The organism is Streptomyces sp. NPDC085946 (assembly GCF_044540485.1).
Lineage (GTDB): Bacteria > Actinomycetota > Actinomycetes > Streptomycetales > Streptomycetaceae > Streptomyces.
Map to the genome: position 1 here is coordinate 100,903 of NZ_JBITSF010000008.1, position 14,051 is coordinate 114,953.

At 75.3% G+C, this 14,051-nt stretch carries 10 protein-coding genes; 3 read left to right on the top strand and 7 right to left on the bottom strand.

The features are described from left to right. Nucleotides 1-695 precede the first annotated feature (695 nt). Nucleotides 696-1,550, bottom strand: a complete 855-nt coding sequence (locus tag ACIF8T_RS17910) for a bifunctional methylenetetrahydrofolate dehydrogenase/methenyltetrahydrofolate cyclohydrolase (protein WP_400036040.1) — start codon at nt 1,548-1,550, stop codon at nt 696-698. A gap of 295 nt (nt 1,551-1,845) precedes the next feature. Between ACIF8T_RS17910 and ACIF8T_RS17915 the strand changes: the two genes are divergently transcribed. Beyond that, entirely contained in the window at nt 1,846-2,433 is a 588-nt protein-coding gene (locus tag ACIF8T_RS17915) for a hypothetical protein (RefSeq protein WP_400036042.1), read from the top strand. A gap of 206 nt (nt 2,434-2,639) precedes the next feature. On the opposite strand, the gene purH is transcribed toward ACIF8T_RS17915, so the two are convergent. Further along, nucleotides 2,640-4,202, bottom strand: coding sequence for a bifunctional phosphoribosylaminoimidazolecarboxamide formyltransferase/IMP cyclohydrolase (gene purH, locus ACIF8T_RS17920; protein ID WP_400036044.1), 1,563 nt, complete (start codon nt 4,200-4,202; stop codon nt 2,640-2,642). Beyond that, nucleotides 4,199-4,837 (bottom strand): phosphoribosylglycinamide formyltransferase, encoded by a 639-nt coding sequence (gene purN / locus ACIF8T_RS17925; protein ID WP_400036046.1) that lies wholly within the window; start codon nt 4,835-4,837, stop codon nt 4,199-4,201. Before purN ends, purH begins: the two co-directional genes overlap by 4 nt. A gap of 370 nt (nt 4,838-5,207) precedes the next feature. On the opposite strand from purN, the gene ACIF8T_RS17930 reads away from it, so the two are divergent. Continuing rightward, nucleotides 5,208-5,981: a hypothetical protein gene (locus tag ACIF8T_RS17930; protein WP_400036048.1), complete on the top strand. Its 774-nt coding sequence runs from the start codon at nt 5,208-5,210 to the stop codon at nt 5,979-5,981. A 143-nt stretch (nt 5,982-6,124) separates the two neighbouring features. Here the strand turns inward: ACIF8T_RS17930 and ACIF8T_RS17935 are convergent, their stop codons facing one another. Continuing rightward, a complete protein-coding gene (locus ACIF8T_RS17935) occupies nt 6,125-7,798 on the bottom strand; it encodes a DUF6350 family protein (protein WP_400036050.1) in 1,674 nt (557 codons plus the stop codon). Between the two features lie 99 nt (nt 7,799-7,897). Between ACIF8T_RS17935 and ACIF8T_RS17940 the strand changes: the two genes are divergently transcribed. Next, nucleotides 7,898-9,058, top strand: coding sequence for a helix-turn-helix domain-containing protein (locus ACIF8T_RS17940; RefSeq protein WP_400036418.1), 1,161 nt, complete (start codon nt 7,898-7,900; stop codon nt 9,056-9,058). Between the two features lie 131 nt (nt 9,059-9,189). Here the strand turns inward: ACIF8T_RS17940 and sucD are convergent, their stop codons facing one another. The 3 genes from sucD to ACIF8T_RS17955 all read right to left on the bottom strand — a co-directional run bounded on the left by sucD (nt 9,190) and on the right by ACIF8T_RS17955 (nt 13,804). Next, complete coding sequence (sucD, locus tag ACIF8T_RS17945) at nt 9,190-10,074, bottom strand: succinate--CoA ligase subunit alpha (protein ID WP_400036052.1); 885 nt, start codon at nt 10,072-10,074, stop codon at nt 9,190-9,192. Nucleotides 10,075-10,101: 27 nt separating this feature from the next. Then, nucleotides 10,102-11,283 (bottom strand): ADP-forming succinate--CoA ligase subunit beta, encoded by a 1,182-nt coding sequence (gene sucC / locus ACIF8T_RS17950; RefSeq protein WP_400036054.1) that lies wholly within the window; start codon nt 11,281-11,283, stop codon nt 10,102-10,104. Between the two features lie 598 nt (nt 11,284-11,881). Continuing rightward, nucleotides 11,882-13,804: a hypothetical protein gene (locus ACIF8T_RS17955; protein ID WP_400036056.1), complete on the bottom strand. Its 1,923-nt coding sequence runs from the start codon at nt 13,802-13,804 to the stop codon at nt 11,882-11,884. Nucleotides 13,805-14,051: the final 247 nt, after the last annotated feature.

Sequence of the window (14,051 nt, forward strand, 5' to 3'; positions counted from 1 at the left end):
CGTGCCGGCCGCCGGTCGCTTCGGCGCCGCCGGTCACGGGTCCGGCCTCGCCGGTCCCGCCTGCGGCTTCGGCACCGCCGATCGCGGGTCCGGCACCGCCGGTCCCGCTTGCGGCTTCGGCACCGCCGGTCGCTTCGGTGTCGCCAGCCGGGGAGCCGGCCTCGCCGGTGGCGGATCCGGTGCCGCCGGAACTCCGTCCGGCCGCCCCAGGGGATCCGGCCTCGCCGGTCCCGCCGGCGGCGTCGGCACCGCCGGTGGCGGGTCCGGTGCCGCCGGTCGCTTCGGCGTCGCCGGCCGGGGAGCCGGCCTCGCCGGTGGCGGGTCCGGTGCCGCCGGTCGCTTCGGCGCCGCCGGCCGGGGAGCCGGCCTCGCCGGTGGCGGGTCCGGTGCCGCCGGCCCGCTGTCCGGCCTCGCCCGGCGCGTTCCCGGTTCCGTCGGTTCCGGGACCGGCCCCGGCGGACCCGTTCCCGGTGCCGTCTGCCGCCCCCGCCCCGCCGGCCGTCCGCCCCGTCCCGGGCGTCGCGTCGGCACCGGGACCGGTCCCGCCGGCCCCGTCGGTGGCATCGGCCTCGCGGGCGGCTCCGGGCCTGTCGACCGCGGCGGTCCCGCCGGCCGCGGCAGCCTCCCCGGCCGCCGCGGACCCGTCGGCCCCGCCGGTCGAGGCGGCCCGCTCCGGTGCCGGCTCCGTGCTTTCCTCAGCCGGCACTGCGCTCCGCCGCCTCGACCACGTTGACGAGCAGCTGCGCACGGGTCATCGGACCGACCCCGCCGGGGTTCGGGGAGAGGAAGCCGGCGACCTCGGCGACGTCCGGGTGGACGTCGCCCACGATCTTGCCCTCGGCGCTGCGGGAGACGCCGACGTCGAGGACGGCCGCGCCCGGCTTGACGTCCTCGGGCCGGACCAGGTGGCCGGAGCCGGCCGCGGCGATGATGATGTCGGCCCGCCTCAGGTGCGCCGACAGGTCGCGGGTGCCGGTGTGGCACTGGGTCACCGTGGCGTTCTCGCTGCGGCGGGTCAGCAGCAGCGGCATCGGGCGGCCGATGGTCACGCCGCGTCCCACGACCACGACCTCGGCGCCCTTGAGCTCCACGCCGTAGCGGCGCAGCAGGGTGAGGATGCCGTTGGGGGTGCAGGGCAGCGGGGCGGGCTCGTTGAGGACGAGGCGCCCGAGGTTCATCGGGTGCAGGCCGTCGGCGTCCTTGTCCGGGTCCATCAGTTCGAGGATGCGGTTCTCGTCGATGCCCTTGGGCAGCGGCAGTTGGACGATGTAACCGGTGCAGGCCGGGTCTTCGTTCAGCTCGCGGACGACCGCCTCGATCTCCTCCTGCGTCGCCGTGGCCGGCAGTTCGCGCTGGATGGAGGCGATGCCGACCTGCGCGCAGTCGCGGTGCTTGCCGGCGACGTACTTCTGGCTGCCGGGGTCCTCCCCGACGAGGATCGTGCCGAGGCCGGGCGTGACACCCCTCTCCTTCAGCGCCGCCACGCGGGCGGTCAGATCGGACTTGATCGCGGCTGCGGTGGCCTTGCCATCGAGAATCTGGGCGGTCATGGGTCCCATCCTCGCGGATGACCGGCCCCCGGTTCCAATCCGGGCCCCCTCCGGGCACCGGCCGGGGCCCGCGTCCGCACGGCCGGTGCCCGCCTCCCGCTCCCGCCCATGATCAGCGATGTTGCACTTGCACAACACCTGCGGAATGCGGCTGGACAAGGCGGAACCCGTCCAGAACGATGAGCAGCACAGTGCCGCGGGCTGGACCGGGGGGACGAACCGCATCTGTAGAACTTCCTCCGAGCGTGCCCCGCGTCGTCCCCGCACCGGAAGCGACATCGGAGGAAGAACCGCCATGAGTTTCGGCGACCCGAACAACCCCTACGGGCAGCCGCCCCAGCAGCCCGGCCCCGGCTACGGGTACCCCCAGCAGCCGGGCTACGGCTACCCCGCGGCGCCGCCGGTCGGCGGTCAGCCCTACGGCTACCCGGGCGGTCCCGCGGTGATGCCGGGCAGCGTGAAGGCAGCGCGCGTCATGCTGTTCGTGCTGGGCGGCCTCCAGGCACTGGCCGCCGTCCTGATGATGGCGGCCAGCGCCTGGTTCGCCGACCAGTTCGAGGACGCCGTGCAGTCCGACGGCAGCGTCTCCTCCGAGGACGCCGACACCATCGCCAACTTCGGCGCGGGCGTCATGATCGTCCTCGGTGTCATCGTCCTGGGCTTCGCCCTGTGGGCCATCCTCACCGGTGCGAAGTTCTCCAAGGGTCGCGGCGGCGTGCGCGTCTCCGCGATCATCTACGCCTCGGTGGTCACGCTGTTCAGCGTCATCAGCCTGCTCGGGGCCAACGTCTTCGCTCTGATCAGCCTTGTCCTCGGCATCCTGATCATCGTGTTCTGCGCCAACAAGAACGGCAGCGCCTGGTTCAACCGGCCGCAGTACTGACCCCGCGGCGGCACCCGCTGCCGCGGCGGCCGAACGCGCGGCGGAGACCGACGCGTTCGCGCCCCGCACGCCCGAGGGCCGTGTCCCACCCGTTCGAGGGGGGACACGGCCCTGGTGCGTCGGCCCTGGTGCGTCGACTCTGACGCGTCGGCCCGGCACGGCGAGGCGGCCGCCGGGCGGAGGGCCGGAGGCCGCCTCGCGCGCTCCTAGTGGAAGAAGTGGCGCGTGCCGGTGAAGTACATCGTGATGCCGGCCTTCTCGGCGGCCTCGACGACCTGCTCGTCACGGACCGAACCGCCCGGCTGCACGATCGCCTTGACGCCCGCGGCGCTCAGCACGTCGATGTTGTCCGGGAAGGGGAAGAACGCGTCCGACGCGGCGAACGACCCCCGGGCGCGCTCGGCGCCGGCCCGCTCCACCGCCAGCTTGCAGGAGTCGACGCGGTTGACCTGGCCCATGCCGACGCCGACCGAGGCGCCGTCCTTGGCGAGGAGGATCGCGTTGGACTTCACCGCCCGGCACGCCTTCCAGGCGAACGCGAGGTCCGCGAGCTCGGCCTCGCCCAGCGCCTCGCCGGTGGCCAGCGTCCAGTTCGCCGGGTCGTCGCCGTCGGCCTGGAGCCGGTCGGTGACCTGGAGCAGCGCGCCGCCGTCGACGGGCTTGACCTCGACGGGGTTCGACGGGCCGTCGGGGCAGCGCAGCACGCGGATGTTCTTCTTCTTGGTGAGGGCCTCCAGCGCGCCCTCCTCGTAGTCCGGGGCGACGATGACCTCGGTGAAGATCTCCGCGACCTGCTCGGCCATCTCCTTGGAGACCGGCCGGTTCACGGCGATGACCCCGCCGAACGCGGACAGCGGGTCGCAGGCGTGCGCCTTGCGGTGCGCCTCGGCGACGTCGGCGCCGACCGCGATGCCGCACGGGTTGGCGTGCTTGATGATCGCGACGCACGGCTCGTCGTGGTCGTACGCGGCACGGCGGGCGGCGTCCGTGTCCGTGTAGTTGTTGTACGACATCTCCTTGCCGTGCAGCTGCTCGGCCTCGGCGAGGCCGCCCGTGCCGGAGACGTAGAGGGCGGCGGGCTGGTGCGGGTTCTCGCCGTAGCGCAGGGTGTGCGCGCGCTCCCAGGTGGCGCCGAGGAAGTCGGGGAACCCCGAGTCGTCGACGGGCGCGTAGGAGGACGCGAACCAGGAGGCCACGGCGACGTCGTAGGCGGCCGTGTGCTGGAAGGCCTCGGCGGCCAGGCGCTTGCGGGTGGCGAGGTCGAAGCCGCCGTCGCGCACGGCGGAGAGGACGTCGGCGTAGCGCGCGGGGCTGGTGACGACCGCGACCGACGGGTGGTTCTTGGCGGCGGCCCGGACCATGGACGGCCCGCCGATGTCGATCTGCTCGACGCACTCGTCGGGAGAGGCGCCCGAGGCGACCGTCTCGCGGAACGGGTAGAGGTTGACCACGACCAGGTCGAACGGCTCGACGCCGAGCTCGGCCAGCTGCCGCTGGTGGTTCTCCAGGCGCAGGTCGGCGAGGATGCCGGCGTGCACCTTCGGGTGCAGGGTCTTGACCCGGCCGTCCAGGCACTCGGGGAACCCGGTGAGGTCCTCGACCTTGGTGACGGGGACGCCCGCGGCGGCGATCCTCGCGGCGGTGGAGCCGGTGGAGACCAGCTCGACACCGGCCTCGTGCAGCCCGCGCGCGAGCTCCTCGAGCCCGGTCTTGTCGTAGACGCTGACGAGCGCCCGGCGAAGGGGCCGCTTGTTGCTCTCGGCGGTCACTGGATTACTACCTTTCGTCCCTCAATGCGATAGCCGTGGCGGGCGAGCCGCCCCACGACCTCGACGAGCAGCCTTCGCTCGACTTCCTTGATGCGCTCGTGCAGAGCGCTCTCGTCGTCCTCGTCCCGGACCTCCACCACGCCCTGCGCGATGATCGGGCCGGTGTCGACGCCGTCGTCGACGAAGTGGACGGTGCAGCCGGTGACCTTGGCGCCGTACGCGAGCGCGTCCCGCACGCCGTGGGCCCCGGGGAAACTGGGCAGCAGGGCGGGGTGGGTGTTGACGAACCGCCCGCCGAAGCGCGCGAGGAACTCCTTCCCCACGATCTTCATGAACCCGGCGGACACGACGAGGTCCGGCTCGTGGGCGGCGACGGCCCCGGCGAGGGCCGCGTCCCACTCCTCGCGGGTCGGATGGTCCTTGACCCTGCACACGAAGGTCGGCAGCCCGGCGCGTTCGGCGCGCGCGAGCCCTTCGATGCCCTCGCGGTCGGCGCCGACGGCGACGACCTCGGCTCCGTAGGCCTCGGGACCGGTGGCGGCGATCTCGTCGAGGAGGGCCTGGAGGTTGGTGCCGGATCCGGAGACCAGCACGACGAGGCGCTTGGCGCGCTGGGCCACGGGCTTGGCGGCCACGGTGGGGGCCTTTCTCGGGGAGGCGTCTGTGCACGGCGGCCGGCAGCTGAAGCTCCGCTTTGTACGTTCGCACGAATGCTTCGGGTCCCCGGATACGGGGAAGCCTACGAAGCGGCCGGCCGTCAGCAACGATACCGGCACACCGGGCGGCCCCCACGGGACGGGGGCTTGGCCGGAAGGTAGCGTCTGGGAGGGACTGGGCCGGGAACGCTCCGCACCACCCGGCGACCGCGTCCCGGCCATGCCCGGGAACGCCGTCCGCGGGCCGTACGTTCACAGGACGACGGGACCGGGCCGGCGGCCGTCGGGGACGCTCCGGCCCAGCCGCCGTCGACACGTCGTGATTCACCAAGGGGAAGACGCTCACTTGATGCCGGACCGCAGCCTGCGACTCCTCACGTTCCCCCAGCAGCCCGCGCCGCGAGGGGAGCGCGGCGCCGTGCTGCTGCGGGAGCGCCCCGCCTCACCGCCCGACGCGCCCTCGGGCGGCGACGGCGACCGGCGGGGCCGGGGGTCCCAGGACGACAACCCCTTCGCGCCGCCGCCGGAGGGCACCCCGGACCGGCCCTGGCAGCCGCGCCGCCCGTCCGGCGACGAGGACGCCCCGCGGGACGGCGGCCGCTCCCCGTGGGGCGGGCAGTGGAGCGACCGCCAGCCGGGCCGCTCCCCCGGCGGCTTCGGCGAGCGCCCCGGCGCCCCCGAGGGCGGCGGCCCGGGCGGCACCGGCCAGCCCTCCGGTCCGCGCTGGGACCCCGCGGACCCGGCCCAGCGCCGGGCGCGGTACGCCCTGCTGTGCGGCATGTGGGCCTTCTTCTTCGCCATCTTCAGCTGGGCGTACGCCGCCCTGCTGCTGGGCGCGCTCGCCCTCTACTGGGGCATCAGCTCGCTGCGCGCCAAGCCCCGCACCCCCGCCCCGGACAGCCCGGCCCCGGAGCAGACCGGCCGCCCCCAGACCACCGCGGCGGTGAGCGGCCTGGTCACGGCGTCCCTGGCCATCTCCCTGGTCGCCGCGTCCTTCACCGCCCAGCTGGTCTACCGCGACTACTACACCTGCACCCAGGACGCCCTCACCAACGAGGCGGAACAGTCCTGCACGGAGCTCCTGCCGAAGGAGCTGCGGGGTCTGCTGGGCACGAACGGCTGAGACACCCGCCCGCCGGCCCGTCCACCGGTCCGCCCCGCGTTCGGGGACGAGGCCGTCCGGGCCGGGGCACGGCTCCCCCGGGGGGCGGGCAGGGGCGGAGGGGGCGCATCCCTCAGCCGGCATGACGGCACGCACCGGGCGGCTCACGCCCCGGCGTCCGGCACGTCCGCCCCTTCCGGCCCCTCCGGCCCGTCCCCCGCGTCCGGTCCGCCGGACTTCCGGGGCGCCGGGGCGGCCGGGCGCGGCACCGGCTCGGCGGGCAGGAAGTCGTACGGCTCCTCGTCCTCGTCGAGCGGCCGGTCCGGTTCGTCCGGCGCGCCGGCGTCCAGCGGCTCCGGACCCTCGTCCTGGTCGTACAGCACCTCCGGCCCGTGCGGCACGGCGGCCCGGTCCGGCTCCGCCCCCGGTACGGACGCCTCCGGTCCCGCGCAGCCGCCCGCCTCCCCCCGCGGCCGGCCGACCCCCGCCCTCCGCTCCCCGGGCGCCCGCCCCCGCCAGGCCCGCATCCACAGCGCCACCGGCACGGCCACCACCCCGACCCATCCCAGCGCGGCACCCCCCACCTGCCACCCCACCGGCCCGAACCCCGCGAGCACCCCCGCACCGAGCGGTCCGCCCGCCAGCACCGCGAGCCCCGCCAGCATCCCCGCGCACAGCAGCACCGCCAGGGCGGCGGCACCGGCGGTCCGCCGCTTCGACCACACGGCGCCCGCCCCGGCCTCCCACCCGGCCGCCTCGCCCCGGGCGCCCTTCCCGACCAGCCGCCCGACCACCGCTCCGGCCAGCACGGGCACCACCCCCGCCGCCCAGTTCAGCGGGGTCCCCGCGCCCGCCCCGGGCACGGCCGCCAGCAGCGGGAACGGCGGCAGCAGCGGCGCCGGGGCCGAGACGAGCGGCGTCACGAGGTGCCCGGTGCCGAGGACGAAGCCGGGCCCGAGGGCGTAGGCCGCCGCCCAGACGGCCGCGTTCGGCAGCAGCACCGCGCACAGCAGCAGCACCGCGCACCGCCCCGACCACCCCTCCGTGAGCTGGAGGAACGCGTCCCGGGCCGCCCCGCCGTGCCACGCCAGCGACACCGTCAGCAGCACGGCCCCGCCCCCGACGAGCACCGCCACACCGGCGCACGCGGCGCGCGTGGCGGCTCCCGGGCCCGCGTCCGGTTCGACGAGCAGACGCCGCACACTCCTGGACACCACCCGCCCCAGCGCCCGTTCCACGGGCCCGCACGGGCGGCCGTACGCCGTCCACACGCCGGCCGCCGCCGCGACCGCGGCGACCAGCGGCAGGCACGCCGCCGTCCACAGCCACGCCGGGCGCAGCGCGCCGCCCGCGGCGTACAGGGCGGCGGACACGCCGACGGCGAGGTAGCCGAGCACGACGCCCGCCCAGGCCGCCCGGCCGGAGACGGGCGGGACCCCGTGCCACCCCGTCCCGGCGCCCCCCTCGGGCATGCGGCCCTCCGTGACGTCCCGGGCCGCGCGGTGCACCAGCCACGCCGGGATCACGAGCAGCAGCAGCGGCCGGACGCCCACCGGCGCGGGCACACCGGAGAGGGTGTCGGCGCGGACCAGTTCGGCGCCGTGCGCGAGCAGCCACAGCGCCGCCGCCACGTGCAGCGCGCCGCCCGGCCCGCTGTCGGGGTACGGCGTGCTGATCCACAGCACGATCACCAGCATGGCGAACACGGCGAGGCCCAGCCCCGCGGCCACCACCCCGCCCAGCAGCCCGGCGGCCAGCCCGGGCGAGCGGTCCCGCAGCCGGGTGAGCAGCGGCGACAGCGACGGTCGGGCAACGGTCATCTGCATCACGCCCGCCATGCTGCCAACGACACGCGCTTTTCCGTCGTAACAGGCGAAGGCCCGCTGTGTCGCTCAATATACGTTTATGTACTTTTTCGCACGGAGGGGCGCACGGTGATGCAGACGGAGGGGCGCTCCACGACGGAGGCTGCCGCACATCCGCTTCCCCCGCCGGAGGAACGCCGGCGCCTGCGCGAGGCCGCTTCGCTGACACGGACTCAGGTCGCCCGGAGGACGGGGGTGTCGCGCGAGAAGGTGCGGGCGTGGGAGACCGGCCGCGCCACGCCGCAGGGCCGGAGCCGGGTGGCGTACGCGAAGCTGCTGGCCTCGCTCGCGGAGCGGGACGGCCAGGAGCCGCCGCGGGACGCCGAGGTGACCGCGGCTCAGGCCGACACCGCGCCCGCGACCGACGACACCCCCGCCGCCGCACGCGCCGGAGAGCCGCGGTCACCGGACGAGGAGCCCTCGCGACCCGCATCCACTCTGACACCCGCTCAGGCGTTCGACTCCCTGTACGAGTACTGCGCCCCGGCCCTGGTCCGGCAGACCTACCTGCTGACCGGACGCCGCGAACTGGCGCGCGAGTCGGTGGAGCGGGCCTTCGAGACGGCCTGGCACCGCTGGCCCGAGGTCGCCCGCGACCGCGACCCGGCGGGCTGGGTGCGCGCGGCGGCGTACGACTACGCCCTGTCGCCCTGGCACTGCTTCCGCCCCCGCTGCCGGCGCCCCGAGCCGCCGCCCGCCGACGCCCGCGACCGCGCCCTGCTGGACGCCCTGCTGGGACTGCCCCGGCACCACCGCCGCGCGCTCGTGCTGTACGACGGCGTCGGCCTGGACCTGCCGGAGACGGCGGCGGAGACCGAGGCGAGCACCCCGGCGGCCGCGAACCGGCTGCTGCACGCGCACCGGGCGGTCGCCGCCCGGCTGCCCGACCTCGCCGACCCGGCCGTGCTGCACCGCAGGCTCGCCGAACTGGCCTCCGCCGAACGGCTGCGGGCCGCCGCGCCGCAGGCGGTCCGGCTGGGCGGCGAACGCCGGGCCCGGTTCTGGACCCGGGCCGCCATCGCCTTCACGGTCGCCCTGATCGGCGCCACGGCCCTCACCCTGCGCACGGCCCCGACGCGGTACGAGCCGCCCGTGCCGCCCGGGGAGACGGTGCAGGGGGTGCCGCCGCCGGTGGCACCGGGTCCGCTGTCGGAGGAGGAGCGGGAGCTGCGGTCCAAGCTGCGCCAGGAGTGGCAGTCGGGGCCGGACCGGCTCGTGCCGTACCCGGGGTGACACGCGTCCGGACGCGGATCCGGGGTGACGCGGATCCCGGGTGACACGGATCCGGGGTGACGCGGATCCGGGGTGACACGACGACGGGCCCGCCCCACCAGGGGACGGGCCCGTTCGCGCGGTCGGGCCGCTCAGCCGGCGAGGATCTCGCGGGCGAGCTTGGCCGTCTCGGTCGGCGTCTTGCCGACCTTGACGCCGGCGGCCTCCAGGGCCTCCTTCTTGGCCTGGGCGGTGCCGGAGGAACCGGAGACGATGGCGCCGGCGTGGCCCATGGTCTTGCCCTCGGGCGCGGTGAAGCCCGCGACGTAGCCGACGACCGGCTTGGTCACGTTCTCCTTGATGAAGTCCGCGGCCCGCTCCTCGGCGTCGCCGCCGATCTCGCCGATCATGACGATCAGGTCGGTCTCGGGGTCGGCCTCGAACGCGGCGAGCGCGTCGATGTGCGTGGTGCCGATGATCGGGTCGCCACCGATGCCGACGGCGGTCGAGAAGCCGATGTCACGCAGCTCGTACATCATCTGGTACGTCAGCGTGCCGGACTTCGAGACCAGGCCGATGCGGCCCGGCTTGGTGATGTCGCCCGGGATGATGCCGACGTTGGACTGGCCCGGCGTGATGATGCCGGGGCAGTTCGGGCCGATGATCCGGGTCTTGTTGCCCTTCTTGCCCGCGTACGCCCAGAACGACGCCGAGTCGTGCACGGCAATGCCCTCGGTGATCACGACGGCCAGCGGGATCTCGGCGTCGATGGCCTCGACGACCGCGTCCTTGGTGAACTTCTCCGGCACGAAGATGACGGAGACGTTGGCGCCGGTCTTCTCGATGGCCTCCTTGACGGTGCCGAAGACCGGTACCTCGGTGCCGTCGAAGTCCACGGACTGACCCGCCTTGCGCGGGTTCACGCCGCCCACGACGTTGGTGCCGTCGCCGAGCATGAGCTTGGTGTGCTTCATGCCGGTGGCGCCGGTCATGCCCTGGACGATGACCTTGCTGTCCTTGTTGAGCCAGATAGCCATGGTGTTTGGTGTCCTCGTCCTGAGTGCTTACTTGGCGGCGTGGGCCAGCTCGGCGGCCTTGTCGGCCGCGCCGTCCATGGTGTCGACGCGCTGGACCAGCGGGTGGTCGGCGTCGGTGAGGATCTGGCGGCCCAGCTCGGCGTTGTTGCCGTCGAGGCGGACGACCAGCGGCTTGGTGACTTCCTCGCCGCGGTCCTCGAGGAGCTTCAGGGCCTGGACGATGCCGTTGGCGACCTCGTCACAGGCGGTGATGCCACCGAACACGTTGACGAAGACGGACTTGACGTCCGGGTCGCCGAGGATGATCTCCAGACCGTTGGCCATGACCTGGGCGGAGGCGCCACCGCCGATGTCCAGGAAGTTGGCCGGCTTGACGTTGCCGTGCTTCTCACCGGCGTACGCGACGACGTCCAGGGTCGACATGACCAGACCGGCGCCGTTGCCGATGATGCCGACCTCGCCGTCGAGCTTGACGTAGTTGAGGTTCTTCTCCTTGGCGGCGGCCTCGAGCGGGTTGGCCGCGGCCTTGTCGTGGAGCTCCTCGAAGTCGGGGTGACGGAACTCGGCGTTGTCGTCGAGCGACACCTTGCCGTCGAGGGCGATGACCTCGCCGGAGGCGACCTTGGCCAGCGGGTTCACCTCGACCAGGAGGGCGTCCTCCTTGATGAAGACGTCCCACAGCTTGACCAGCACGTCCGCGACCTTGTCGGCGACCTCGGCCGGGAACTTGGCGGCGGCCACGATCTCCTGGGCCTTGGCCTGGTCCACGCCGTCGATGGCGTCGATCGCGACCTTCGCGACGGCCTCCGGACGGGTGGCCGCCACCTCCTCGATGTCCATGCCGCCCTCGACGGAGGCGATGGAGAGGAAGGTGCGGTTGGCACGGTCGAGGAGGAAGGAGACGTAGTACTCCTCGAGGATCTCCGGAGCCGTCTCGGCGATCATCACCTTGTGGACCGTGTGGCCCTTGATGTCCATGCCGAGGATGTCCGTCGCGCGGGCGACGGCCTCGTCCGGGGTGCCGGCCAGCTTGACGCCGCCGGCCTTGCCGCGACCACCGACCTTCACCTGGGCCTTGACGACCGACTTGCCGCCCAGCCGCTCGGTGATCTCGCGCGCCGCCTCAGGCGTGTCGATGACTTCACCGGCCAGCACCGGTACACCGTGCTTGGCGAAGAGGTCCCTCGCCTGGTACTCGAACAGGTCCACGCGCTTCCGTCCCTATCAGTGATCTAGCGGTTCGTTGGATGCGTGGGCGTGCCGCGAAGGGCAACGTGACGACCGCATGTGTCACAAGGGAGGCGCACACGGTGTCCGAGCGCGCGGCATGTCCGTCTCGCAGGTTATCGCCGCTGGCGGAGGGTCTCTAAATCAGGGGTCACACGTGAGCGGTGATACCTGTCACATGATGCCGCCCTCCCTGGCACCGCGTGCCGAGGGTGAGGGGCCTCACCGGGCTGGGGTCGACCCGGTGAGGCCCGTGGAACACCCCGTGGGCCGCGAAGGGCCCGTCTGCGGGGTGCGGCCGGGCGGTCCTCACCCCGATGAGGACCGCCCGGGCCGGGGCCGCGGGGTCTCGTCGTCCGGCCGACCCGGACCTCCCGGACGGGCCGACGGGTTTCGGCCGTCCGGGTGAAACCCTCGCGGGGCTGGTGCCGGCGGGGCCGTGCCGGGGCCCGTGCCGGGGGTGTGGCGGGGGTGCTGCGGGGCGGCCCGGTCGTGGGCCGGTACCGGTGCCGGTGCCGGTGCCCGTGGTGACGGTCCGGGTCCGCCGGTGGACCGTCACCCGGTGTGGCCGGCCGGGCGGTCAGATGCCGTACGCGGTGCCGTACTGCGTCGGCCGCAGGTCCTGCGCGTAGTCCGGGGTGACCGAGTCGGCGACGCCCTCGGCGCCGGAGACGGCGTTCCCGGCGAGCGGGCCGGCGGCGTCCCGGACCGTTCCGGCCAGGTCCCGCGCGAAGGGCGCGGCCTGCCCGGCGGCCCCGTGGACGAACGGGCCGGCCTCGCCCGCCACCCCGCCCGCGAAGGGCGCGGCGTGCCCCGCGGCGCCGTACGCGAGCGCCGTGGCACTGCCGCCGACGCCCGCCGCGACCGGCTGGACGAGGTCCACCACGGGCCGGGCGGCCCGGGCGACCCCGTGCGCGAACGCCGGCACCTCGCCCGCGATCCCCTCCGCGAACGGACCGGCCTGCCCGGCCACGCCGTGCGCGAGCGGCGGCACGTCGCCGACGACACCGCCGGCGAAGGACCGGACGTCGCCGACGACGCCGTACGCCAGTGCGCCCGCGTCCGCGACGGCCTGCCCGGCGACGGGGACCACGCCGTGCACGGCGGTGTTCGCGACCGGCGGCAGCACGGCGTCCGCGGTGTCGTCGGCGATCTGGCCGGCCAGGCCGGTGGCGTACGGCGGGACGTCGGCGACGACGCCGTCGACGACCGGCCGCGCGTCGGACACGGCACCGCCGGCGACGCGGTGGACTCCCCCGGCGGCCCGGCCGGCCACCGGCTGGACGCCGTACGCCGTCCCGGTGACCACGTACCGGCCGTCGGCGGCCACGCCGTACGCCAGCGCGGCCGCGGCGTCGACGGCGTCACCGGCGGTCCGCACGACCCCGGTCACCGCACCGCCCACCACCGGCCGCACACCCTGCACCGCCTGCCCGACGACGGGCACGGCCCCGGCCACGGCGTCCTCGGCGACCGGCACCACGCCGCGCACGGCGGTGTCCGCGACCGGCAGGAGGCCCTCGACGGCCCGGTCCGCCACCGGCGGGAGGACGGCCTCCGCGGTCTCCCGCACGACCGGCGTGACGGTGCCCGGGACGGTGGCCACCGTGCCGACGACCCGCTGCCCGACCCCGCCGGCCGTGCCGGTGACGTGGCCCGGCACGGCGGAGACGGAGGCCTCGGCGGCCGCCGTCGCCTCGTGCGCCTCGCCCCGCGCGGTGGCCCCGGCGGCGGTGGCGCGGCCCTCGGCGCCGGTCAGGGCGCTGCGCGCGGCGCCGTCCGCGGCGGACGCGGTACGGCCCGCGCCCGCGACCGTCTGTGCCGCCTTCGTCCGGACGGCGCCGTCGACGCCCTGCGCCTTGGTGCGGGCGGCGGACTGGCCGGTCTGCAGCCGGGTCCGGGCGGCGGCGAGTGCCTGCTCCAGTTCGGGGGCGAAGGCGGAGAGGGGGCCGAAGAGGTAGTCGATGGCATCCCGGGGGGTGGGGGCGTCGGCCGCGCCGACCGTGTCGACCGCGTCGGAGACCGTGGCCGACGCCGTGGCGGCCGCCCGGTCGGCGACGGTCCCGGCTCCGGCCTGCACGGCGCGGGCGGCCTGGGCGCCCTGGACGGCCTGCGCGCCCCGGACCTTCGGGACGGCGACGTCGGCCTCGACGTACCGGCGGGCCTGCTCGGCGGCGTCGGCGGGAGCGCCCGCCACCTCGGACGCGGCCGCGGCCGGGTCGGTGAGCCGGCCGGTGACCTCGTCGGCCGCGCGGTCCGCGGTGTCCTCGACCGTGTCGGTCGCGCCGCCGGTCGCACCGGCGACGGTGTCCCGCACCTCGGAGACGACCCCGTCGGCCGTGTCGGTGACCGTGCCGAGGACGCCGTCGGCGTCGGCGGCGGTGTCCGGTGCGGTGAGGGCGACGGCGGGCAGCTCGTCGGCGCTCGCCACCGTGGAGCCGAGCGCCCAGGCGCCCGTGACACCGGCGGCTATGACGATGGAGCGGCGGATGTTCTTGTTCATGCGTGCGTCGGATCCTTGGATCTCGGGAGGTCCGGAGCTCGTGGGAGGCCCGGTACTCGAGGAGGGCTTGGGGACAATTCCGAGCCGGGGCCGGTGCCTGTCCGTCGTGGTGCGCGGTCCGTGGTGTCCGGGGTGTCCGTCGTCGTCCGGGAGGCGCCGTCGTGGTCCGCCGTGCCGCCGTGGTCCGCGTCGCGGCGGACGGGGAGGCGGTGCGGTGGGACGCGGACGGACCCGGGTACGGACGCGG